Source organism: Dyella sp. 01L423, from assembly GCF_056399945.1.
Map to the genome: position 1 here is coordinate 150,678 of NZ_JBFTSI010000005.1, position 23,392 is coordinate 174,069.

The 23,392-nt window shown below is 64.6% G+C and carries 22 protein-coding genes; 13 read left to right on the top strand and 9 right to left on the bottom strand.

What is annotated here, in order from left to right; translation table 11 throughout:
* Positions 1-26: 26 nt before the first annotated feature.
* From dbpA to AC1DMY_RS14865, 4 genes are all read right to left on the bottom strand, one after another.
* Entirely contained in the window at positions 27-1,418 is a 1,392-nt protein-coding gene (gene dbpA, locus AC1DMY_RS14850) for an ATP-dependent RNA helicase DbpA (RefSeq protein WP_477165709.1), read from the bottom strand.
* Positions 1,419-1,523: 105 nt separating this feature from the next.
* Complete coding sequence (locus AC1DMY_RS14855) at positions 1,524-2,963, bottom strand: sugar porter family MFS transporter (protein ID WP_477165710.1); 1,440 nt, start codon at positions 2,961-2,963, stop codon at positions 1,524-1,526.
* 865 nt (positions 2,964-3,828) lie between these two features.
* Positions 3,829-4,650, bottom strand: a complete 822-nt coding sequence (locus AC1DMY_RS14860) for a ferritin-like domain-containing protein (protein WP_477165711.1) — start codon at positions 4,648-4,650, stop codon at positions 3,829-3,831.
* Positions 4,651-4,789: 139 nt separating this feature from the next.
* Positions 4,790-5,206, bottom strand: coding sequence for a universal stress protein (locus AC1DMY_RS14865; protein ID WP_477165712.1), 417 nt, complete (start codon positions 5,204-5,206; stop codon positions 4,790-4,792).
* A gap of 373 nt (positions 5,207-5,579) precedes the next feature.
* On the opposite strand from AC1DMY_RS14865, the gene AC1DMY_RS14870 reads away from it, so the two are divergent.
* The 9 genes from AC1DMY_RS14870 to AC1DMY_RS14910 all read left to right on the top strand — a co-directional run bounded on the left by AC1DMY_RS14870 (position 5,580) and on the right by AC1DMY_RS14910 (position 11,244).
* Positions 5,580-6,038 carry a hypothetical protein gene (locus AC1DMY_RS14870; RefSeq protein WP_477165713.1) on the top strand — a complete coding sequence of 153 codons (459 nt, stop codon included), beginning with the start codon at positions 5,580-5,582 and terminating at the stop codon, positions 6,036-6,038.
* 93 nt (positions 6,039-6,131) lie between these two features.
* Positions 6,132-6,677: a peroxiredoxin gene (locus tag AC1DMY_RS14875; protein WP_477165714.1), complete on the top strand. Its 546-nt coding sequence runs from the start codon at positions 6,132-6,134 to the stop codon at positions 6,675-6,677.
* Positions 6,677-7,231: a hypothetical protein gene (locus tag AC1DMY_RS14880; RefSeq protein ID WP_477165715.1), complete on the top strand. Its 555-nt coding sequence runs from the start codon at positions 6,677-6,679 to the stop codon at positions 7,229-7,231. The genes AC1DMY_RS14875 and AC1DMY_RS14880 overlap by 1 nt, the downstream gene beginning before the upstream one ends.
* 71 nt (positions 7,232-7,302) lie before the next feature.
* Positions 7,303-8,055, top strand: a complete 753-nt coding sequence (locus AC1DMY_RS14885) for a DUF2884 family protein (RefSeq protein ID WP_477165716.1) — start codon at positions 7,303-7,305, stop codon at positions 8,053-8,055.
* Between the two features lie 110 nt (positions 8,056-8,165).
* Positions 8,166-8,600, top strand: a complete 435-nt coding sequence (locus AC1DMY_RS14890) for a DUF2383 domain-containing protein (RefSeq protein WP_477165717.1) — start codon at positions 8,166-8,168, stop codon at positions 8,598-8,600.
* A 44-nt stretch (positions 8,601-8,644) separates the two neighbouring features.
* The gene (locus AC1DMY_RS14895) at positions 8,645-9,199 is read left to right on the top strand and encodes a DUF924 family protein (protein WP_477165718.1); all 555 of its coding nucleotides are present in this window, start codon (positions 8,645-8,647) and stop codon (positions 9,197-9,199) included.
* A 26-nt stretch (positions 9,200-9,225) separates the two neighbouring features.
* Positions 9,226-9,498, top strand: a complete 273-nt coding sequence (locus AC1DMY_RS14900) for a DUF2845 domain-containing protein (protein WP_477165719.1) — start codon at positions 9,226-9,228, stop codon at positions 9,496-9,498.
* A 139-nt stretch (positions 9,499-9,637) separates the two neighbouring features.
* The gene (locus AC1DMY_RS14905; protein WP_477165720.1) at positions 9,638-9,958 is read left to right on the top strand and encodes a DUF2845 domain-containing protein; all 321 of its coding nucleotides are present in this window, start codon (positions 9,638-9,640) and stop codon (positions 9,956-9,958) included.
* Between the two features lie 62 nt (positions 9,959-10,020).
* Complete coding sequence (locus tag AC1DMY_RS14910; protein WP_477165721.1) at positions 10,021-11,244, top strand: low temperature requirement protein A; 1,224 nt, start codon at positions 10,021-10,023, stop codon at positions 11,242-11,244.
* Positions 11,245-11,249: 5 nt separating this feature from the next.
* Here the strand turns inward: AC1DMY_RS14910 and AC1DMY_RS14915 are convergent, their stop codons facing one another.
* Together AC1DMY_RS14915 and AC1DMY_RS14920 are read right to left on the bottom strand one after the other, a co-directional pair.
* Positions 11,250-12,275 (bottom strand): 2-dehydropantoate 2-reductase, encoded by a 1,026-nt coding sequence (locus tag AC1DMY_RS14915; RefSeq protein ID WP_477165722.1) that lies wholly within the window; start codon positions 12,273-12,275, stop codon positions 11,250-11,252.
* The gene (locus AC1DMY_RS14920; RefSeq protein WP_477165723.1) at positions 12,272-13,930 is read right to left on the bottom strand and encodes an FAD-binding dehydrogenase; all 1,659 of its coding nucleotides are present in this window, start codon (positions 13,928-13,930) and stop codon (positions 12,272-12,274) included. Before AC1DMY_RS14920 ends, AC1DMY_RS14915 begins: the two co-directional genes overlap by 4 nt.
* Positions 13,931-14,145: 215 nt before the next feature.
* On the opposite strand from AC1DMY_RS14920, the gene AC1DMY_RS14925 reads away from it, so the two are divergent.
* From AC1DMY_RS14925 to lpdA, 4 genes are all read left to right on the top strand, one after another.
* Positions 14,146-14,985 carry a DUF2884 family protein gene (locus AC1DMY_RS14925; RefSeq protein ID WP_477165724.1) on the top strand — a complete coding sequence of 280 codons (840 nt, stop codon included), beginning with the start codon at positions 14,146-14,148 and terminating at the stop codon, positions 14,983-14,985.
* Between the two features lie 137 nt (positions 14,986-15,122).
* Positions 15,123-15,956 carry a mechanosensitive ion channel family protein gene (locus AC1DMY_RS14930; RefSeq protein ID WP_477165725.1) on the top strand — a complete coding sequence of 278 codons (834 nt, stop codon included), beginning with the start codon at positions 15,123-15,125 and terminating at the stop codon, positions 15,954-15,956.
* 195 nt (positions 15,957-16,151) lie between these two features.
* Positions 16,152-17,852 carry a dihydrolipoyllysine-residue acetyltransferase gene (gene aceF, locus AC1DMY_RS14935; protein ID WP_477165726.1) on the top strand — a complete coding sequence of 567 codons (1,701 nt, stop codon included), beginning with the start codon at positions 16,152-16,154 and terminating at the stop codon, positions 17,850-17,852.
* Positions 17,853-17,955: 103 nt separating this feature from the next.
* Positions 17,956-19,743, top strand: a complete 1,788-nt coding sequence (gene lpdA, locus AC1DMY_RS14940; protein ID WP_477165727.1) for a dihydrolipoyl dehydrogenase — start codon at positions 17,956-17,958, stop codon at positions 19,741-19,743.
* A 70-nt stretch (positions 19,744-19,813) separates the two neighbouring features.
* Here the strand turns inward: lpdA and AC1DMY_RS14945 are convergent, their stop codons facing one another.
* The 3 genes from AC1DMY_RS14945 to AC1DMY_RS14955 form a co-directional block, all read right to left on the bottom strand.
* Positions 19,814-20,815, bottom strand: a complete 1,002-nt coding sequence (locus AC1DMY_RS14945; RefSeq protein ID WP_477165728.1) for an alpha/beta hydrolase family protein — start codon at positions 20,813-20,815, stop codon at positions 19,814-19,816.
* 158 nt (positions 20,816-20,973) lie between these two features.
* Positions 20,974-22,005, bottom strand: coding sequence for a hypothetical protein (locus AC1DMY_RS14950; protein ID WP_477165729.1), 1,032 nt, complete (start codon positions 22,003-22,005; stop codon positions 20,974-20,976).
* 703 nt (positions 22,006-22,708) lie between these two features.
* Positions 22,709-23,383, bottom strand: coding sequence for a hypothetical protein (locus AC1DMY_RS14955; protein ID WP_477165730.1), 675 nt, complete (start codon positions 23,381-23,383; stop codon positions 22,709-22,711).
* Positions 23,384-23,392: the final 9 nt, after the last annotated feature.

A 23,392-nucleotide genomic window follows, 5' to 3' on the forward strand; every position in this document is an offset into this window, starting at 1 on the left:
CGCGCGAAGTCGGGCAGCGGGTAACCTCAGTGCAGCGAGCGTACCCGGAAGTTCCGCCCCTTGATCTTGCCCGCGCGCAGCCGCTCCAGCGCCTTGTTCGCAAGATCGCGACGGATCGCCACATAGGCGCGCGTGGCAAACACATCGATCTTGCCGATGTCCTTGGCGTCGAGCCCGGCATCGCCCGTCAGTGCGCCGAGGATATCGCCGGGTCGCAGTTTGTCCTGGCGGCCGGCATCGATCACCACCGTTTTCATCGGCGCAAGATTGAGCTGCTTGCCGCGCGAGGGCGCCACCCGCAGCGGATGCCACGGCAGCGGCTGGCCCAGCTGTTGTTCGATGTTGATCGCCTTGGGGCGTTCGCGCGGCGTCACCAGCGTGATGGCGAGACCGTTTTCGCCGGCACGACCGGTGCGGCCCACGCGATGCGTATGCGTGTCCGGATCGTGCGCAATATCGAAGCTCACCACCAGGGGCAGCGCCACGATGTCGAGGCCACGCGCGGCCACATCGGTGGCCACCAGCACGGCGCAGCTGCGGTTAGCGAACTGCACCAGCACTTCGTCACGATCGCGCTGCTCCATGTCGCCGTGCAGTGCGAGCGCCGAGAAGCCGCGCTTGTCCAGTTCCTCGGCGACCGCGTCCACGTCCTTGCGCATATTGCAGAACACCAGCGCGTGCTGCGCCTGTTCGTCCCGCAGCGTGCCCTTGGCCAGCAGTTGCGCGAGCGCATCGAGTTTCTGCGCCGGCTCCACTTCGTGGAAGCGCTGCTCGATGGTGGTTTCCTCGTGCGGCGTTTCCACCGTCACTTCCACCGGGTCGCGCTGCAGGCGCTTGCTCACCTGGCGGATTTCCTCGGCGTAGGTGGCCGAGAACAGCAGTGTCTGGTGATGCTTGGAGATGCGCCCCACGATGTCGTCGATGGCTTCGGAAAAGCCCATGTCGAGCATGCGATCGGCCTCGTCCAGCACCAGCACCTTGATGCCGCCGCCGTGCAGGCTGGCGCGCTTGAGATGCTCCTGGATGCGCCCCGGCGTGCCGACCACGATATGCGGGTCATGCGTGAGCGAGGCGAGCTGCGGTCCGAGCGGCATGCCGCCGCATAGCGTCAGCAGCTTCACGTTGGGAATATTGGCCGCCAGCTTGCGGATGGCCTTGCTCACCTGGTCAGCCAGCTCGCGCGTGGGGCACAGCACCAGCGCCTGCAGCCGGATCGTCTCCACGTCGATCTGCTGCAGCAGTCCCAGCCCGAATGCAGCGGTCTTGCCGCTACCGGTCCGGGCCTGCGCGATCACATCGCGTCCTTCCAGGATCGGCGGCAGGCTCTGCGTCTGCACCGGCGTCATCTCGGTAAAGCCGAGGGTTTCCACGCTGGCGAGCAGCGCGGGCTTTAAGGGGAGTGTGCGGAAGTCGGTCATGCGGCTATTGTCGCATGCCGGTTGGCTGGGCCTTAAAAGGGGTTGGGGCGAGTAGTGAGGGCGCCAAGACCCGCCCATCCACTCTCGCCCCTAGTCCTGAAAAACTCAGCTCTGCATATCTTCCAGCTCGATCCCCTTGGTCTCGCGCACGGCCTTCAGCACGAAGACCAGCGAAATCAGGGCAAACGCGGCATACAAGCCGTAGGCAAAGGCGAGGCCTGCCTCAGCCAGCGCCGGGAAGGTGCTGGTGATGGCGAAGTTGGCCAGCCACTGGGCGGCGGCGGCCACGGCCAGTGCGATGGCGCGGATACGGTTGGGGAACATTTCGCCCAGCAGCACCCACACCATCGGGCCCCAGCTGAGGCCGAAGAACACCACGTAAGCGTTGGCGGCGACCAGGGCCACCATGTTCCACGGCGCCGGCAAACTCAGCGTGGCGCCGCTGCCGGTGGCCTGCGAGAAGCACCAGGCCATCGCGCCGAGCGTGACGGCCATGCCGGCCGAGCCGATCACCAGCAAGGGCTTGCGGCCAATGCGATCCACCAGCGCGATGGCCACCAGGGTCACCAGCACATTCACCACCGAGGTGGCCACCGTGATGGAGAACGAGTCGGCTTCGCTGAAGCCCACCGAATGCCATAGCGTGGACGAGTAATAGAAGATGACGTTGATGCCCACGAACTGCTGGAACACCGACAGCAGGATGCCGATCCACACCACCGGCAGCAGGCCAAAACGCGGGCCGCGCAAATCCTTCAGGGTGGGACGATATTCCGAGTGCAGGCTCTGCTGGATGTCCTTCACCTTGGCATCGAGCGCAGCCTCGTTGTGCATCCCCAGCACCTGGCGCAACACGTCCTTGGCTTCCGCCAGGCGACCCTTGGCCACCAGGTGGCGCGGCGATTCGGGCACGCCGAGCACCAGCGAGCCGTAGATCAACGCAGGTACCACGGCAACCAGGAACATCCAGCGCCATGCGTCCAGGTTGAACCACAGCTTGTGCGAGGCGCCGCCAGCCGTACCGGCCAGCCACGCATCGCTGAGCAGTGCGGCAAAGATGCCGAGCACGATGGCCAGCTGCTGCAGCGAACCGAGTCGGCCGCGCACGGCGGCAGGCGAGATTTCCGCGATATAGGTCGGCGCGATCACCGAAGCCACACCCACGCCGATGCCGCCCACCAGGCGCCAGAACACCAGCAAGCCCACGCCATTGACCAGACCCGCGCCCAAGGCGCTCAAGGCCAGCAATACGGCAGCGACCTGCATCGCGCGCACTCGGCCGACGCGATCGGCCAACGGACCGGCGTACCACGCACCGGCGGCGGAGCCGAGCAGCGCGCACGACACAGCAAAACCGATGTGGGCTGCATCGAGCCCGAAATTCCCGCGCACGGCATCGACGGCGCCGTTGATCACGGCGGTATCGAAGCCGAACAGGAAGCCGCCGAGTGCGGCGGCTGCAGCGATCAAGACGACGCGCGCGGTAGCGTGTTGTCCCAGGTCACCGACGGAGTTCGTCGACGTCGGTGTGGAATTCAGATTCATTGCCTCTCCCCAATCCAGAGTCCGGCGATTCTGCGCTGGCAGTGCCGGTTTATTGAAGTGAATACGTATGCATCAGAGTGGGCGGGATGTCGAGCTTTCGGGGTGGGGGATAGGGATGTTGCGGGTGCGTAGGGAGGGGAGTGGGGTGGTTTGCGGGATGGCGGGGGATGGTGGCGCGGGTAGCCAGTTCTTGTGTTGCTTCGCAGCATGATTTCGAGGCTGTCTAGCATTTCGCTCTGCGGCAGGGTTTAAGCCGCAGTCTTCGCTTACTCGTCATCCCTGCGCAGGCAGGGATCCAGTGACTGTGCGCTTGGTTGTCGCCATACCGCACTCTGGCCCCCCTGCCGCGGGCTTCCGTCCTCCTGCCGGAGGCCGGGTCACTTTCTCTTGCTTGCCCAAGAGAAAGTAACCAACGGAGAAGGGCCCCCCGGATGACGCGCCTTGCGGGCCTACGGCCCTCCAGGTGCGCGGTCGGGTTACGGGGTTTTTCGACAGGACATCCTTGTCCTGTCGAAAAACTGGCCGCATCCATGCGGCCACCCTGCGGGCTTTCCTCCACCCGCCCGCCGCGTCATACGGGGACCCCAGGGGCTAGAGCCACATCAAGAGCCCAAAGCCCGTCGCGCGGCGCCGCTATTTGTGGGAGCGCACCCTGTGCGCGAACGCCGACCGCAGGGCGGCCTGTTGGGCCGCGGTCGCGCACAGGGTGCGCTCCTAGAAGGGGTGACGCAGGTATGGGGACGGCGGATCAATCTTGCCGGTCGGCTCTTTGTGGGAGCGCACCCTGTGCGCGACAAACCTACGGAGCGGAATACTCGGCCTTGGTCATCGCCATCGATCGATGCGAGCGCCACCCAGCCACGCATCAACTAAGAAACAACCTCTCCGCCAACTTCGCCAGCGGTTTCTCCATCGCGTTCTGCAATCGCGGCGGCAATTCCAGCGGCTTGAGCAACATCTTCACCGTCATCTCCGCGGGAATATTCCGACGCAGCAGATCCTGCGCGCGTCCCGTGACGCGCTTGAACTCGGCGTGGTTGTCCTTGTGCTGCGGATAGCACTGGTCGAACACGTGGCGCAGCGCGATGTCGCTGTCTTCGCCGCGGATTTCGTTGAGGCGGCGCAGGATGACCCGAAATATCTTGTAGCGACCGAAGCCTTCGCGTTCGCGATACAGGCGGTAGTGCTGGTAGAAATTCTTGTAGTGGCGGACTTCGTCGCTCTTGATGTGACCGGTGAGCTGCTTGAGCACGGGCTCATCGGTGATGTCGTTGAGCGCGCGGTAGAGGCTGGCGGTGCCGGTTTCCACCACGCAGCGCGCGGCCAGTTCAAGGCCGCGGACCGGTTCCAGTTGTTCGGCGGTGCACACCGCGCCGTACTCGGCCCAGAACGCGGCGAAGCCCTTGTCCCAGTCGAATTCCGGCCACACCGCTTTTACATAGGCGGCGAGGGCGCGGCCGTGTTGCAGTTCCTCGTGTTCCCAATGCTGGCTGAGCCAGGTCTGCAGGGTCTCGTCGCCGGCGAAGTGGTCGACCAGATTGTGCGTATACAAGTCCGAACCGCTCTCGACGAAGGAGGCGCTGCACAGCAGGAAGAACAGGTCTTCGTTCTGGCGTACACGTTGGATGTCGATCCGGCTGAAGTCCAGGTTTTCGAGGGTCCAGGGCAACGATTGGGCATAGCTCACGCGGGCTTTCCTGTGCGGGGCCGAAGGGCTGGTTTGACGCGGGGCACGGCGCCAGCCTGGCATGACGATCGTGTGACAGCATACGACGAGACGACGACGCGGGATTAACGAGCGCCGACCCGCGGGGCTGTCGGCCGGCTCAGCGCACCACGGTCACTGGCACGTGGGCGCGTTCCAGCACGTCGCTGGAGACGGAGCCGAGCAGCCAGCGCGCGAGCGCGCCGCGCTCGGTATGGCCGATCACGATGTGATCGATGGCGTGGTTGCGCACCTGCTCAAGCAGGACATCGCCGGGGCTGCCGCGCACCACCTCGGCGTCGATCAGGGACGCCGTGCCCGGCACCAGATCCTTCACTTCGTCGAGCAGCTGGGAGCATCGCTTGCCGCCCTGGTCGGCGATCATCAGCGAGCAGGTGTCGGCGCTGCCTTCGGTCACCTGCAACACCGACACCACGCGGACGCGGCCACCCGATGCCTGCGCCAGTTGCACGGCAAAACGCAGCGCGCGCTGCGACGTGGCGGAGCCGTCATAGCCGACCAGCGAGTACTTGAGCATGCGCCACCTCTGCTGCGGGCAGGCTTGCCGCGTCGAGCCCAGGTCTTGCTGGCCCCAAGCGCATTGACCTGCGGTTTTCTGGGTCTGGAGCCAGCGTAATCCTCACCGCGCGCCTGCGCTACGGGTGGTGGGCTCTATAGGGCAATCCGATGCATGCCCGCATCCCGCGCGCGCAACGTACGGGCATGGCAGGCTTTTTTTAAGCTCCAAGACAGCGTCAACGCCAAGCCGTTAACGAAGCATCCAGCTATTTGCACACTGCGTTCACGGGAACTGCCGACCATGGAGGCGCTACGGCGGACATGTGCAAGCACTGCGCTGACCACAGTGGCTGACCTCGTCCGAAGTCCACATTCACTGCAAGGAGATGAAAATGATCAAGCGTTCAATGGGTATGGCGGCTCTCGTACTGGCCTGCGCCGGCGCCATGTCGATGGCACCTGTCACCGCAGCCCGTGCGGCGGAAGCCGAAGTGAAGTGCGATCTCTCCTTCAGCATTTCCGGATGGTCGCTCATCTACAAGCATGCCTCCGGCAGCGGCACGGTGGTTTGCAATAACGGCCAGAAGTCCAAGGTAAAGATCTCGGTGAACGGCGGCGGCATCACCGCCGGCAAGTACCGTATCGACAACGGCAAGGGTGACATCTCCAACGTCCGCAGCATCGACGATGTGTTCGGCACCTATGCGCAGGCCGGCGCCGAGGCGGGCGTGGTGAAGAGTGGAGAGGCACAGGTACTGACCAAGGGCACCACCTCGCTGGCGCTGCATGGCAGTGGCCAAGGCGTGAACCTCGGTGTGTCGGTGGGCGCGTTCGAGATCGACCGCGAATAACTCGCCCTGGCACGCATGATCCAGAGGGCGCCGCATGGCGCCCTTTGTTTTGCAGCGCGTAAACTGCGTTGGCCAAACTTTTGGAGTGTCCCGATGCGTCGCCTGCCGTTCCTGTTGATGTTGAGTCTGCTGCTGGGCCTGCTGGCTCCGGCCTACGCCGACGAGCCCGCCGCCACATTGCCGCGGGTCGGCCAGAAAGCGCCCGATTTCCGCCTGCAGGACCAGAACGGCAAGTGGCATGCGCCGGCCGATCATCAGGGGCGTTGGGTCGTGCTGTATTTCTATCCGAAGGACTTCACGCCCGGTTGCACTGCCCAGGTCTGTGCGTTCCGCGACGATGTCGCCAAGCTGCGCCAGCAGGGTGCCGACGTGCTCGGTGTGAGCCTGGACGATGTGAAGTCGCATGCGGAATTTGCCGCCAAGTACCACGTGCCGTTCCCCTTGCTCTCCGATGCCGACAGCAAGACCGCGCAGGCCTATGGCGTGCTCGCCTCCAAAATGGGCTTCAAATACGCGCGGCGCACCACCTTCCTGATCGATCCGCAGGGCAGGGTTGCCAAGGTTTACGAGGACGTGGATCCGGAGAAGAATTCGGCCCAGGTGCTGGCCGATCTCGCCTCGCTGAAGGCGTCGTCCTGATGCCGCTGATGCTGCGCAGTGAGTCTCGCCGCCGCGACGGCTTCGCCTTGTGGCGCATCGTGGCCTGGCTGATCCTGTTGCTGGCGGCCTACGGTTGCCTGCAATACGCGCTGCATGCCACCCAGTTGTGGCGTGTGCTGCAGCCGTTGCCCGCATCAAATACGGGCGACATTCTTCAGCTGCACAAGATGCTGGCCTGGGATGTTTTGTATTTCGTCGCAGCGCTGGCGCTGGTGGTGATCTGCGCGGGCGCCATTCTTCGCCAGGGTTGGGCGCGGCCATCGCTGCAGCTGGCCTGTGTGCTGCTGGCGGTGGGCTGGGGGCTGGTGGGCGGCTTGATGCTGTTTATGCAGTGGCGCGAATTCAGCCAGGCGGTGGCTCTGACCAACGCCCAGGACACGCTCGATACCGCCTCGCAAATGGCGATGGCGCATATGCGCCGGTCGTTCCTGATGGCCGTGGGGATCAAGTTCGTCGGGGTGCCGGTATTGCTGTGGCTGGCCTGGTGGCTGGGGCGCCCGCCGGTGCGCGCCCAGTTCCGCTCGCGGCGCTGAGCACCTTCGGTTCAGGCCCGGTTGCCGCGGCGCGGGTTATCGCTGCGGCACCGATTGCTCCGGGTGTTCCCATGGTCCTGCGCCGCCTGTCTCTTCTCGCCACTCTCTCGCTGGGCAGCGTGGCCTTGCACGCGCAGGATCTGGCGACCACTTGCCACGCCACCAGCAGCTATGACCTGACGATTGCGCCCGATCGCCTGCTATTCGATCGCCCGCAGCCGTCGCCACGCCAGGTGGAGTTGCGCGACGGCAGCCTGCGTACCGATGGCAGCAAGGTCACCCTACGCCCGGACGAGCAGGACCGCCTGGCCTTGTTCGAGCGTGAATTGCGGGCCCTGGCGCCCCGCGCGAAGACGGTGGCAGCCAACGGCGTGGACATGCTGGCTGCCGCGATGCACGACGAAGGCGCGCGGCTCTCGCTGGACCCTGCGACGCGGACGGAACTGGACCGCCGCGTGGCATCCCGGGCAGCGGAACTCAAGCAACGCCTGGCGGCCAGCAACAGTACCCACGACTGGCAGGGCAATCTGGCCGATCAATACGCCAACCAGCTGGCCTCCGACCTGATGCCCTTGCTGGCCAATGATCTGGGCCAGCAGGCCATGAATGCCGCCATGACCGGCGACTTGCAGGCGGCAGCCAATCTGCGCGATACCGCCGGCGACCTCACCACCCAGCTGCGGCCTCGGCTGGAACAGCGGATGCAGGCCCTGGGACCGCAGGTCCAGGCCTTGTGCCCGGCGGTCCAGCGGCTCGCCGAGTTGCAGCAGGGCATCCGCGGCGCGGGCGGCCAACCCCTGAACCTATTGGACGTAAGCCAGTAAAACCCCCGCTGAGCGAGGGTTTCTTTTAGATCGGAGATTAACCCTACGCTAAGTGGCGAGGGACGAGGATGGCGCCTGCATTCGTTTTTAGCTCAGCAGGAGGCGACTTCGTGTCGCGTGCACCGCATTACAACGCCCTTATCCGGCGTGGCATCGATGACCGGGACCTGTATCGCAGGGCGCTGGTCCACGTCCGGGAACCTGGACTGCAGGCCTTGCTGGCCGAGAACCTGCACACCCTCGATGCGCTGATCGGCGACCTGCAGGCGCAGATGCATGCCTCCGGCCGCACTCCCGCCCGGCACGGCACGCTGGCCGGCGCGGTGCGTGGGGCGCTGGCCGATATGGTCACCGGCATGGCGTCCAACCGCGATTCGGCCTGGGTCCACTATCTGGCCCGCCACGAGTGCGCGCTGCTGAACAGTTTCGAGCAGCAGATGGCGCTGGCCTCGGACGAATCGGCACGTGTGCTGAGGGTCCAGTTGTCGCGCCTGCACGGCATCCATAAGGATATGCACTGCCTGGCCGGTACCACCCACGGTTGACCGGTCGCCTATCGTAAGGAGTGCGCGTGCCGACCCCCACGGACGTGCTGGATTTCTGGTTCGCAGGCGGTTCCCAAGCGCACTGGTATGAGCGCGACGACGCCTTCGACGCGGCCATTCGTGAGCGCTTTGGAGACACGCTGGACGCCGCCCGGCGTGGTGATCTCGATCACTGGGCGCAAACGCCCGAGGGCTGGCTGGCCCTGCTGATCGTGCGCGATCAGTTCAGCCGCAATCTGTATCGCGACGATGCCCGCGCGTGGTCGGCCGATCCCATGACGCAAATGCTTGCGCTCGATGGGATCGCCCGCGGCGACGACCAGCGTCTGACGCCGATGCAGCGTGTTTTTGCCTATATGCCGCTCGAACATGCCGAGAGCCCAAAATTGCAGAAGCACTGCGTGCACCTGTTCGAACGGCTGGTGGCCGGTCAACCAGCGTCCGAGCGCCCGCGTTTCCAGAACTTCCTTGATTACGCCCGGCGCCATCACGATGTGATCGCGCGGTTCGGCCGGTTTCCCCACCGCAACGCCGTCCTCGGTCGTGTCGATACGCTGGCGGAACAGGCGTATCTTGGGACACCGGGATCGGGTTTCTGAGCGTCACCGACGACACGGAGTTCATCATGCGCCGCTATCTGTTCATTGCTCTGTTGCTGCTGAGCGCCACCGCCACGGCAGCCAATACTTATCGCGTGGGCAGCGAGGTGCTGACGGTCGGCGACAGCGCCGTGCGCGCGATGCAGCTGATGGGCAAGCCGGATTTCAAAGAGCCGGTGCAAAGCGACTTTGGCGGCTACCAGGGCGAGCGCTGGCAGTACATGCGCGATGACGGACGCGTCGTCATCATCACCATCCTCAATGGCAAGGTGTCGGACATCGCCGACCGATCGCGCTGAGCGTTTTGCCATCCACCCGAACGACGGCAGCGGGCGACGCTTGCCGACAGCAGGTCGCGGCCGCGAACGCATGCCGTGGCCGGGTATCGCATCGCTAAGGTGACTCTCCGCGCCGGGCGCAAAGGGAGAGGGCCGAGCGATGCGTCGAACCATGTGCCTGAGCGTCCTCTTGTTCGCCTGCGCGGCTTACGCCGGCAGCGGAACCTTGCGTGTCGGCAGCCAGGTGTTGGTGGTGGGCGACAGCGCCACGCGGGTCCTCGAGCTGCTGGGCAAGCCGTCGTACCGCTCGCGTGCCGCCACTTCTTCGAACAGCCACCGCAGTAGCCGAAGGAGCCGCGGGAACCGCGGTCGATCGGCATCGTCGGGCGGCGAGCAATGGCAGTACCGTCAGGGCAGTCGAGTCGTGACCATCGTGATGGTCGACGGCAAGATCAGCGCCATCCGCGACGACGGTCACTGAGCAAGATGGCGGCGTGGACGCCGCTCATGCGATAACTGGCGCGAGGGAAGGGAGATCGCGTCATGTCCGAAACGACTGAATCGGCGGAGCACCGTTCGCCAAGCCTGCTGCGCCCGCGCCAGCCGGGCATGCACGGCAAGGTCACCAATATCGAGCTGTTCTTCGATCTGGTGTTTGTCTATGCCGTCACGCAGCTGTCCCACACGCTGTTGGGCGACTTGAGCGTGCTGGGCGCCGTGCATGTCTTGCTGCTGTTCCTGTCGGTCTGGTGGGTGTGGATCTTCACCGGCTGGATCACCAACTGGCTCGACCCCGATCGCTTCGCCGTGCGCTTGCTGGTGCTGGCGCTGATGTTTGCGGGCCTGTTGTTGTCGGTAGCGCTGCCTGAAGCGTTCGACGGCCACGGCCTGATGTTCGCCAGTGCCTACGCCTCGATGCAGGTGGGGCGCTCGCTGTTCATGGTCTGGGCGTTGCGGCTGTCGACCCCGGTGGCACGTCTGAATTTTTATCGAATCACACTATGGTTCGCGGTGGCGGGCGTGCTGTGGGTGATGGGCGGACTGGCGACGGAGCAGACGCGCCTGGTGTACTGGACCATCGCCCTGGGCATCGAATACGTGGGGCCGGCGGCGTACTTCTACGTGCCGGGCCTGGGGCGATCCAATACGCGCGAGTGGGACGTGGAGGGCGGCCATATCGCCGAGCGGTGCAGTCTGTTCGTGATGATCGCGCTGGGCGAATCGGTCGTGGTGATGGGCAGCACGTTCGCGGAAGGTACGCGCACGGCCGATCTGTGGTTTGCCTTCATCATGGCCTTCGTCGGCTGTGTGGCGATGTGGTGGATTTACTTCGACCTCGGCGTGGAGCGCGGCAGTCGCTCGATCATCCAATCGACCGATCCGGGTCGCACGGCGCGGCTGGGCTATACGTACCTGCACCTGCTGATCGTGGCCGGTATCGTGGCTTGCGCGGTCGGCGACGAGCTGAGCCTGGCGCATCCGCTCGCTACGGCGCAAACGGCACAGACCGCCGTGTTGCTTGGCGGTCCGGCGCTTTATCTGCTGGGCAATGCGCTGTTCAAGAAAACCGTCAACAACACCAATTTTCCACTGTCCCATCTGGTGGGATTGGGATTGCTGGCGGCCTTGGCGTGGCCTGCGCACCTACTGCCGGTCGTGGCGCTGGCAACGGCGACGACGTTGCTGTTGGTCGGTGTCGCGCTGTGGGAGACCATCTCGCTGCGCAATCTACGGCGGGAGCTTTACGCCGCTGAAGCGCAGGAGTAACGGCCTTACGCCGCAGCGTGGCTGCGCAAATCGTCCAGCAATTCCTGCGCCGTCCATGCACGCCTCGCGTGCTCGACCTGATGCACCAGTTCGACCAGTCGCGCATTCACCGGTGCGGCGACACCATGCGCCGCGGCCAGGCGCACCACTTCGCCGTTGATGGCGTCGACCTCGGTGGAGCGGCCACGTTCCAGGTCCTCCCACATCGACGAGCGCGCCACCGGATCGATCGCCAGGAGGCGCGAGGCGAGCCGGCGGAACCAGCTGTCCGGCATCTCCAGCACGCGCGGCAACCAGGCGGGCGGCAGCGGCGTGAGCTTGGCCGGATGCATGCCCGCGGCATCGAACACTGCCAGCGCTTCGCGTTGGGCCAGCGCCAGGCAACGGCGCCAATCGCGTTGCGAGAGTTGTTCCTTCAAGGGCAGGTTGGACAACGCGTTCAGTGCGTTGTTGAGGTTGAGCAGCAGCTTGGCGGACAACACCGCAGGCATATCGCTGCGAGCCATCAGCGGCAGGCCCGATGCTTCGAACACAGGCAGAAACGCCGCCAGCGATTCGTGCGCCTCGACCATCAGCTCGCCACCCGAACCTTGATGGAAATCGCCAGGGATGCGTTGCAGCACGTTGAACGGCACCATCCCGGCCAACACCGGATGACCGGGCAAGGCCTCGCGCAGGATGGCCGCATTGTGCAGGCCATTCTGGAAACTCACCACGGGTACGCCGGGAGCGATCACGCCAGCCAGCTCACGCGCCACCGTTTCAGTGGCCGACGACTTCACGGTCACCAGCACCAGGTGCGCCTTTGCCGCCGCGAAGGGATTGACCTGCAATTCCACGTCGCGTGCGGCGACGTGTTCATGGCCGCCCAGCAGGTCGCTCCAGTCCAGGCCGTGGATGCGCCACGCGTCGATGACGCGGCGGCGGCCTATGCAGGTGATGCGTGCGTTGTCGTGCAACCGGGCGCCGAGGTAGCCGCCCACGCTGCCCGCGCCGTAGATGGCGATGCGGGGCAGGGCATGCACGCTCATGCGACGGCCTTGGCCGCGGCGCGACCGGCGATGCGTCCGGAAAACAGGCAGCCGCCGAGAAAGCTGCCTTCCAGCGCGCGATAGCCGTGCAGGCCGCCGCCACCAAAGCCTGCCGCTTCACCTACGGCGTAAAGACCTGGCATGGGCTGGCCATCGTGGCCGAGCACACGTGCATCCAGATCGGTTTCCAAGCCGCCCAGCGTCTTGCGCGTAAGGATGTTCAGGCGCACAGCGATCAGCGGACCGTTCGCCGGATCCAGCAGGCGATGCGGCTTGGCCACGCGCACCAGCTTGTCGCCGCGATAGCGACGCGCGTTGTGGATGGCCATCACCTGGCCGTCCTTGGTGTATGGATTGTCGAACTGACGATCGCGCGCCTCGATCTCCTGTCGAATATGCGCGAGGTCGAGCAGCGTGTTGCCGGCGAGGGCATTCATGCCGGCGACCAGTTCTTCCAGCGTGTCGCGCACGATGAAGTCGCGGCCATGTTGCTTGAACGCTTCCACCGGCGCGGGCGCGCCCTTGCCGACGGCGCGCTTGGCGACCTGTCGCCAGCTCTTGCCGGTGAGATCGGGATTCTGCTCCGAGCCCGACAAGGCGAACTCGCGACGGATGATCTGCTGGTCGAGGATGAACCAGCTGTAGTCGTGTCCGGTGCGACGCAGATGTTCCAGCGTGCCCAGCGTGTCGAAGCCTGGCCACAGCGGCCCGGGCAGGCGGTTGCCGGCGGCGTCGAACCAGAACGACGAAGGACCCGGCAGGATGCGGATGGCGTGCTTGGGCCAGATCGGATTCCAGTTTTCGATGCCCTCCACGTAGTGCCACATGCGATCGCGATTGATCAGGCGCGCACCGGCGCTTTCGCTGATGCCGAGCATGCGGCCGTCCACGTGGGCCGGCACGCCGCATAGCATGTGCGCGGGCGGCGGGCCGAGACGCTCCGGCCAGTTGCGCCGCACCAGGGCGTGATTGCCGCCGATGCCGCCGGAGGCCACGATCACTGCCTGCGCGCGCTGTTCGAAATCATGCAGCACGTCGCGCGAACTGGGCTTGCCACGCGCCATGCCGTCGGCCGCCAGCACCTTGCCGCGCACGCCCACCACGGCGCCGCCTTCCACGATCAACTCATCCACGCGATGGCGGAAGCCGAATTGCAGCAGGCCTTTCGCCTGGACTTCGCGGGCACGCCGCACGAAGGGTTCGATCACCCCGGGCCCGGTGCCCCAGGTGACATGGAAGCGGGGCACCGAATTGCCGTGGCCGATGGAACCGTGTCCACCGCGCTCGGCCCAGCCCACCACCGGAAACCAGCGCATGCCCATGGCGTGCAGCCAGGCGCGCTTTTCGCCGGCGGCAAAGTCCACGTACGCCTCGGCCCAGCGGCGCGGCCAGTGGTCCTCGGGGCGATCGAACGCCGCCGTGCCCATCCAGTCGGCCAGCGCCAGCGCATGCGAGTCGCGCACGCCCATGCGCCGCTGTTCCGGCGAGTCGACGAAAAACAGCCCACCGAACGACCAGAACGCCTGTCCCCCCAGACTTTGTTCCGGCTCCTGCTCGAGCACCAGCACGCGCTTGCCGGCGTCGGCCAGCTCCGTGGCGGCCACCAGCCCGGCGAGGCCGGCTCCCACCACGACCACATCGCACCCTTCCCGCATCCCCCGCCTCCCCGTGGCGATTTGCGTCTTGGGAACTTAGCGTGCCTGTCGGCGCATTCCTATGCGCGCTGCGTCATAGCCCGGAAATCCCGATAGCCCAGAAGTCCCGGGTGACTGGTGGCACGGCATGACCTCAAGCCCATGCCCCATGGTCATGCCGTGCTGCATCGTGACCATCGAGGTCCACGGCACGTGGCACAGGGAAGGGGAACGGCATGCGTACGACGATGATGGCTTGCGCGCTGGCGGCGGGACTGGCTTTGGGCGGCTCGGTGCACGCGCACGAACTTGAGGTGCATGACGGCCATTGCGGTTATTCGACCGCCTACGATGTGCAGGTGATGCCCAGCGGCATCGGTTTCCACCGCAACGACGGCAAGCCCGTCGACGTGTTCATGCACGACGGCCGCCTGCGCGTGGATGGCCGCGACGTGGCGGTGAGCAATGAAGACGCCGCACGCCTGCGCGACTACGAGCAGCAGGTACGGCTGCTGTTGCCGGAAGTGGCCGACATCGCGCGCGAAGGCGTCAACATCGGTTTTGCCGCCATGCGCACCGTGCTGATGACGTTCGCGCAGAACGACGACGAACGCCGACGCATGCTTGGGCGCCTGGATGAAAACCACAGCCTGGCGCTGTCCCGCGTCGACGCAGGGCTGGGCAAGGGCGTGTGGAAGTCCAGCGATATGGACGAAATCGTCGAAAAGAGCGTCGAGAATTCCGTCGCCGATGTGGTCTCCAAGGTGGCCGGGGAGGCGGTGTCGGCGGCGCTCTCCGGCGACCAGAGCAAGGTGGCCGCGCTCGAAGCGCGCGCTGAATCGCTGGACAAGAGCATCGACCGCGAAGTGAACAAACGCGCCGACGAACTGGACAAGCACGCCGATGCACTGTGTCCGAAACTCAGTTCGCTCGACGCCCTGCAACACCAGTTCCAGTTCCGCCTGCAGGATGGCTCGCGTTTGCAGCTGCTGGCGTACGACAAGAAAGAACACAACAAGAAGCTGATGACAGCCACGGACAGTGCCCGCGCCGGCGGAGGCGAATCCGCGCACTGATCCATCGTCAGGGCTCCCCTGCCAGACACTGGACCGCGTCGGTGCTGTCGACGCGGTCATTTTTCGTGGGCGCAACAGAACCTTGATTGTTGCGCTGGTAGTCTCGCGGGGTTTTTTCGTTGAGAGCGCCGCAACTCATGCACGATCTTCTGGCCCGTCTGCCCCTTTCCGAAGCCACCATTTCGGTGCTTATCAATATCGGCCTGGCCATTTTGCTGCTGCTGATCGGCGTATGGCTTGCCGCGCGCGTGGCCAACATCGCCCAGCGCGCCATGCATCGCGCGAATGTGGACGTGACGCTCAGCGGTTTCTTGCGCAACCTGATCTATGGCGTGCTGATTGCGATGTTGATCGTGATGGCGCTGCAGCAGGCCGGCGTGCCCTCGGCGCCGCTGGTGGCTGCGCTGGGCGCGGGCGGTCTTGCGATTGGCCTTGCCTTGCAAGGATCGCTGAGCAATCTGGCCTGGGGCGTGCTGCTGATCGTGTTCCGCCCGTTCCGGGTGGGCGACTACATCCAGGCCGGTGGCGTGGAGGGCACGGTGGAAACCGTGAGCCTGATGCACACCTTGCTGACCATGCCTGACAACCGCGAGGCGGTCGTACCCAACGCCAAGATCGGTTCCGACGCCATTATCAATTTCAACCGACGCGGCACCCGCCGTTTCGAGCTGAAGGTGCGCGTCGGCTACAAGGACGACCTCGGCAAGGCGATGGACTTGATCCGCGGCCTGTTCGACGCCGATCCGCGCGTCCTGAAAGATCCTGCGCCGGGCGTGTGGACCGAGAGCCTCAGCGACAGCGGCGTGATGCTGGTGCTGCGTGCCTATACCAAGAGCGCCGATGGCTGGGGCGCCCAGACCGACCTGCTGCGCACGCTCAAGGAGCGCTTCGAGGCCGAGGGCATCAGCCTCGGGGCGCCCCCACAGTCGATGCTGCTGCTGCAGGGAAGGCCTTCGGAGCAGACCACCTGACCAAGTGGAATGCTGCGTCCGGCATCGTCGTTGCGGCAGGCCCGGAAATAGCTAGACCAAAGTCTTGCATACGTATGCGAATGGTGCCTTCAAACGATCCAAAAGCGTCCAGAACGGGGTCTCGTTCGCTATCATTGAATACCTTATGCGGCCGTCATCCCCGCCGGCTCGCCATCGCCATCCGTAGGAGCAACCATGGCCGACCTTAAAGAAGCACGCGTTCCCGATATCGGCAGCGAGAACGTGCCGGTGATCGAAGTGCTGGTGAAACCCGGTGACAAGGTCGCCAAGGAACAGGGCCTGGTCACGCTGGAATCGGACAAGGCGACCATGGAAGTGCCGGCCCCGTTCGCGGGCACGGTGAAGGAAATCAAGCTGAAGGTGGGCGACGAGGTGTCCGAGGGCGCCCTGATCGCCATCATCGAAGCCGACGGCGAGGCTGCCGCGCCTGCTCCCCAGCAGGCTGCCGCGCCGGCCAAGGCCGAAGCGCCCGCCAAGGCCGCTGCTGCGCCGGCCCCCGCACCGGCGGCTGCCGCTCCGGCCCCTGCCGCCGCTCCCGCAGGCGGCGGTGGCGTGCAGGAAGTGAAGGTGCCCGATATCGGCAGCGAAGACGTCCCGGTGATCGAGATCCTGGTGAAGGTGGGCGACACCATCACCAAGGACCAGAGCCTGATCACGCTCGAATCGGACAAGGCCACCATGGAAGTGCCGGCCCCGTTCGCGGGTGTCGTGAAAGAGATCAAGGTAAAGATCGGCGACGAGCTGTCCGAAGGCAGCGTGATTGCCCTGGTGGAAGCCGCTGGTGGTGCTGCTGCACCGGCGCCGGCTCCCGCACCGGCTGCGGCCAAGGTCGCCGCGCCGACCGTCGAAGAAAAGCCTGAGCCCGTCGGTGGCCGCAGTGTGCTGCCGGGCAATGCGCCCGAAGGCGACGTGGCCCCCACCGCGCGTCCGCCGTTCGATGCCGGCATCGTGATGCCGGGTGACGCCCCGTACGCCAGCCCCGCCATCCGTGCCTTCGCGCGCGAGCTCGGCGTCGACGTGCGCCAGGTGAAGGGCACCGGTCGCAGCGGCCGCATCCAGCGCGAGGACGTCACGGGTTACGTGAAGCACGCACTGGCCTCAGGAGCGCGTCCCAGCGGCGCACCGGTGGCCGCAGGCGGCGGTCTCAACCTGTTGCCGTGGCCGAAGGTCGACTTCAGCAAGTTCGGCGAGATCGAAGAGAAGCCGCTGTCGCGCATCCAGAAGATCTCCGGCGCCAACCTAGCGCGCAACTGGGCGATGATTCCGCACGTCACCCAGCACGAAGACGCCGACATCACCGAGCTGGAAGCCTTCCGCAAGAAGCTCGGCGAAGAGAACAAGGATCTGAAGATCACCCCGCTGGTGTTCCAGATCAAGGCCGTGGTCGCCGCGCTGAAGAAATTCCCGCAGTTCAACTCCTCGCTGGACGTGTCCGGTGAGAAGCTGACCCTGAAGAAGTACTTCCACATCGGCATTGCGGTGGATACGCCCGATGGCCTGGTGGTGCCGGTGATCCGCGACTGCGACAAGAAGGGCCTGCTGGATCTGGCCACCGAACTGGGCGAGATCTCCAAGAAGGCGCGCGACAAGAAGCTGGGCCCGAACGACATGTCCGGCGGCTGCTTCTCGATCTCCTCGCTGGGCGGCATCGGCGGCACCTCGTTCACGCCGATCGTCAACGCACCGGAAGTGGCCATCCTTGGCGTGTCCAAGGCATCCATGAAGCCGGTGTGGAACGGCAAGGAATTCGCGCCGCGCCTGATCCTGCCGCTGTCGCTCAGCTACGACCACCGCGTGATCGACGGCGCGCTCGCCGCGCGCTTCGCCACCTACCTCGCACAGCAGCTGGGCGACATCCGCCGCCTGCTGCTCTGACGCGCTCTTAGCTCCCTCTCCCCTGCGGGGAGAGGGCTGCGGTGAGGGGCGGGTGCTCGCGAAACCGCCTCATTGCGTAGCGATAAGAATTAAAGGATTCCCCATGGCAAGCACCATCGAAATCAAAGTCCCCGACATCGGCGGTCACGACAACGTGCCGGTGATCGAGGTGCTGGTGAAGGTCGGCGACACCGTCGCCAAAGAGCAGAGCCTGATCACGCTCGAATCGGACAAGGCCACGATGGAAATTCCGTCGAGCGCCGCCGGCGTGATCAAGGAGCTGAAGGTCAAGGTAGGCGACGAAGTGTCCGAAGGCGCGCTGATCGCGGTGCTGGAAGTCGCTGAAGGCGCCGCCAAAGCGGAAGCGCCCAAGGCAGCCGCACCTGCGCCAGCCCCGGCTCCGGCCGCTGCGGCACCCGCGCCTGCACTTGCTGCGGCACCGGCCCCGAAAGCCGCTGGCGCTTCGGGCCGCACGCCCGACATCGAATGCAAGCTGGTCGTGCTCGGTTCCGGCCCGGGCGGCTATACCGCCGCGTTCCGCGCGGCTGATCTCGACGTCGATACCGTGCTGGTCGAGCGCTATGCCGCGCTCGGCGGCGTCTGCCTCAACGTGGGCTGCATCCCGTCCAAGGCGCTGCTGCACGCGGCTGCCGTGATCGACGAAGCCGAAGCCATGGCCGCGCACGGCGTCACCTTTGGCGCGCCCAAGCTCGACCTCGACAAGCTCCGCGACTTCAAGACCAAGGTGGTCGGCAAGCTCACCGGCGGCCTGGCCAGCATGGCCAAGCAGCGAAAAGTGCGTACCGTGCAGGGCGTGGGCACCTTCGTGTCGCCGAACGAAATGGAAGTCCAGACGGCCGAAGGCACCAAGCTGCTTCGCTTCGAGCACGCCATCATCGCCGCCGGTTCGCAAGCGGTGCGCCTGCCGGCCTTCCCGTGGGACGATGATCGCATCATCGATTCCACCGGTGCGCTTGAGCTCAAGGACGTGCCGAAGAAGCTGCTCGTCGTCGGCGGCGGCATCATCGGCCTCGAAATGGCCACGGTGTATTCCGCGCTCGGCAGCGAAGTGACCGTAGTCGAGTTCATGGACCAGCTGATCCCCGGCGCCGATGCCGACCTGATCAAGCCGCTGGCGCAGCGGCTGGCCAAGAAGCTCAAGGGCGTGCACCTCAAGACCAAGGTGGTAGAGGCCAAAGCCGGCAAGAAGGGCATCGAGGTCAGCTACGAAGGCGAAAGCATTCCCGAAACCACCGTATTCGACCGCGTGCTGGTTGCCGTGGGTCGTTCGCCCAACGGCAACAAGATCGGCGCGGACAAGGCTGGCGTGGCAGTGACCGATCGCGGCTTCATCAACGTCGATACGCAGATGCGCACCAACGTGCCGCACATCTACGCCATCGGCGACCTGGTCGGCCAGCCGATGCTGGCGCACAAGGCCACCCACGAAGCGCGCGTGGCGGCGGAAGTCGTGGCCGGCATGAAGAGCTACTTCGATGCGCGCGTGATCCCGTCGGTCGCCTTCACCGATCCGGAAATTGCATGGGTCGGCGTCACCGAGCGCGAAGCGAAGGAAAAGGGCCTGAAGATCGGCGTGGGCAAGTTCCCATGGGCGGCCAGCGGCCGCGCGATCGGTATCGATCGCACCGAGGGCTTCACCAAGCTGATCTTCGATGAGGAAACCCATCGCATCGTCGGTGCCGGCATCGTCGGCCCGCACGCGGGCGACCTGATCAGCGAGCTGTGCCTGGCAATCGAGATGGGCGCGGAAGCGGCCGATATCGGCCTCACCATCCATCCGCATCCCACGCTGGGCGAGTCGGTGGGCATGGCGGCCGAGGTCTACGAAGGCACCATCACCGATCTGTACTTGCCGAAAAAGAAAAAGTAACCAGGCATATCAGTTGCAGAAAAAGCCCGGGACAGCCCGGGCTTTTTTTGTGCGAGGCCTGCAGGCGCTGTCAGTGCTCGCTTGGCTGATGCAACTTTGCCTCGATGTCGCTGGGCGATAGGCTGATCTGCGACGTCGCGCCCACGTCCTGAAGAATCTTCGCGGCAATCACCTCGTTGGCTGGCCCGAGCACCGAAAAATGATCGGCGCCGTCGACACTGATGAACTTGATCTTGGGGTTGCGCGAGGCCGCGCGCATGTACTCGAGATCGTCGCTGTTGCCCTCGGATCCTTCGATCGCAAATACGGGGCTCTCGATGAACTGAAGCCATAGACCGGGAGCCCGCAGCATGGCTTCCATGGAGTCCATCTTCTTGAAGTCTGTGTTGTGGAAGAAGGTGGGCGAGTCCGCTCCATAAGCGCGCGCGCCAAAAGCGAAGGTCGTACGAAAGCGACCGCTGGTCTCGGCCACCAGCAGGGCCAGCACGCCGCCCGTGCTGTGACCGCCGAGATAGATGCGCGCGGGATCGACATAGGGCTGCTTGGCGAGGAAATCGGCGGCCGCGATAACATCGTCGATCTCGCCGAAGAACCCCTCTGTGTGTCCCGGATTGGTGTTGCCGCCACGAAGCGAGGGATACATCGTGACAATGCCGGCTCGGCGGAAAGCGGCCGCACTCTGATCGTTCTCGGCCGGCTGATGGCTCCAGACGTCGCCGATGGTGTTGGTGTCGCCGCCTGTGATCCAGATGATGGCGGGGTGTTTCTTGTGATCGCCCGGATCGGGCGTCAGATACGCAGGTAGATCGCCTACTGCGGATGGGTAGGTCACCAAGCGCAATTCTCGTGTGGCGGGCATTTCAACGGGCTCGGGATTGAGATGCCCCAGGTTGATGCGCGTGCTGAACAGCTTGCGGCCTTCCGCGAACGGGATGTCGGAACGGGGCGTTTCCAACCCCGGCGAGCCATGGCCGATGGCGGTATAGGTATAGATGAGGGGTTTGGCGAAATGGGCCGCGACACCGATGCAAGCGATGACCAGGGCCGTTGTGACTAACTTGCGCGCGCGCATGGGGCTGTGCCTGAAGCAAAGAACGATGGCAGCAGTGTCGTCCCTTCAGCGCTCCAGCGACATTGGAAGGTTCTGAGTTGTGTCTGGGCTCCATCCGGGCATCAGCAGAAAAGAGAAGAGCCCGCACGATTCCCGGGCTCTTCTCATGTGCTAGCTGATCAGTTCGATTCGGTGAACTGGATCGACGGCGTGGAACCGCCGGCCGCCGTGCAGCTGCCCAGGTTGAGGTTGTTGCTCTCGCCGGTCGAACCGGAGTTGGCGACGCAGGACGGCGCGGCGGTGGAACCGTCGGTGACCGCGAGCTTCACGGTGATGGAGGAGCCGCTGTTGAACTGGGCTTCCGAACCGCCGGCATTGCCGACCACGTTGAACTCGCCGACCTTCCACACGCTGGCCAGCAACAGCACGCTGTCCTTGCCGCTTGAGCTATAGGCCGTGGTGCCATTGGTGAACACGACGGTGTCGTTGCCACCCGCGGTGACCGTGCCCGTGAGCTTCACATTGCCAAGCTGCGTGGCTGCCACATCGGGTGCCGAGGCAGCGGCGCTGTTCTTATAGCAATCGCCTTCACCGTCGCTGCCGAAGCCGCTCGGACAACGCGAGCTGCCCCAGCCGATCAGCCAGTACTGCATGAAGACGGCAGCCGAGCCCTGCACTTCATAGTCGGGCGCATAGACGAACTGCTGCCACACCGTGCAACCCGAATGGCTCTTGCAGACCGAGGTGGTGTCGTCGAAGCTCGAATTGATCTGCAGCGAGTATTCGTTCGCGCCCAGGATGCCGCCGCCGCCGTAAGCCGCCACGCCAACACCCTTCTCCGAGGTAACACCCGTCACCGACGGGAAGCTGCCCACGGCCTGCGTGATCAGGCTGCTGGTCTGGATGGTGTAGTCATTGCCGTTGCCGGCCGTTTGCGCGGCGCCGCGATTGAACAGCTTGAAGCGAGGCACCGGCGCGACGCGCGGCTGGAGTGCATGGCAAGCAGACTGGTGCCAGATCACGCTGGGATAGGTGGCTTGGAAACAGCCTTCCGATGGCGTGGCGATGTGCGCCATGCTCTCGCGCCAGCTGGCCTGTGCCTGGTCTTCCAACGAACCGATGCGGTTCGCCGTTTGGGCGGATACGACGGCAGGCAGACAGGCGGCGGCAATCAGGCCGGCAAGAAGAGCGATCTTGGTTTGTGCACGCATTGGTTACTCCCTGGTACGCAAATAGCTATTGGTTTCGACTCCGGGGAATTCCGGTAGCCGATCACAGGCAACAACTAACCCCGACGCCGGCAACGGATCGTTGCAGCGCCTTCTCTTGCGGTTGCGTTGGTCCTTCCGGACGGAAGGAGTTGGAGCGATCACGTTTCGATCACGAACACTCAGAAAACCCAGTGACGGCGAGTGCTCTGCCGGGTTTGGTAGCGCATAAAAATCATTGTTGCAAATCGAAAAAAAGTGCGTCCTTCGCTGTAAGCAATTCGACAGCGATCGCTGCATCGATCAAATCGATGCGAGCCATTGAGTGCAAACAAGTTCTTGTTGCGCGCATTAGGTGAACTTGCGCGTATCGATTTTCATGCTGTCGCAATATTGCACGGGCACGAATGGCGCCATTGCGACGCCTTGGGAAAACCTGTCTCGACTTGCTTCCCACACGTCGCAGAGTGCTTAAAACAAGCGGTTTTCGTGATGCCTGGAATATCTGTGACGTGCTGCGCATTTTGCGCACAACGGCGCGTCGAGTTGTGACCGGTGCGTGAAGCCTTTCGACGCGATGCACGCAACACGAACCACGCGGCATGCAGTGCGCAGTTTCGTCGCGTTGTATTGCAGGGTGACTGCGATCAAGTGAAGCGGTGTGGCGCCGCCGCCGTGCGACAGCGCCTTCCGTGGTCGAAGCTGATCAATTCTCGGTCTTCGCCAGCGCCGTCTTGATCGGCTTCGATGCGTCTTGCAGGTACGCGATGGTCTCTTTCGAGCTGTTGATCATCTGCTGCGACACGCTGAGGAATTCCACCGGGTCGACGTCCTTGCCCAGGCCGATACGCGTCTGCAGGTTGATCATGCGCGGCGCGTCGAGCGCCACCGTCGCATTGTGCGTGGTCCAGCTGGCGGCGTCGCGTACGGCGGCATACGCGGCGGTGTAGCGGTGCAGGCGCGCGACCTCGATCCACGTGGCCGACTGGTTGGCGACGGCGACGGCGACGTCCCAGGCCTGGGTGTTGAATGCTGGCCAGTTGATGCTGAGCCGGAATCCTCCGTTCAACTGGCGTATGTGCTTGTTGACCTCGGCATCGGGCAAGCCTTTTTGCACGTCGTCGCGGATCGCCTTGTCGATGGCGATCAGTGGCGCAAGCTTCTTCTCGTCCGTTTGGACGGCCGCCTGGATGTCGTGCAGCATGGTGTCCAGCTCCGAGTCGATCTGCGTGCTCGCATACTCGGCAGCGTGCCGGTGGTGGGCGCGCTCGATCCACTGTTCCAGTCCCAGCGCCGTCAGGATGCTGAGCACGATCATCAGGTAATGCTGCAGGAATTCGCGAAGCGAATGCATCTTCACTTTGGGGACTTCGAAATGCATATTGAATTG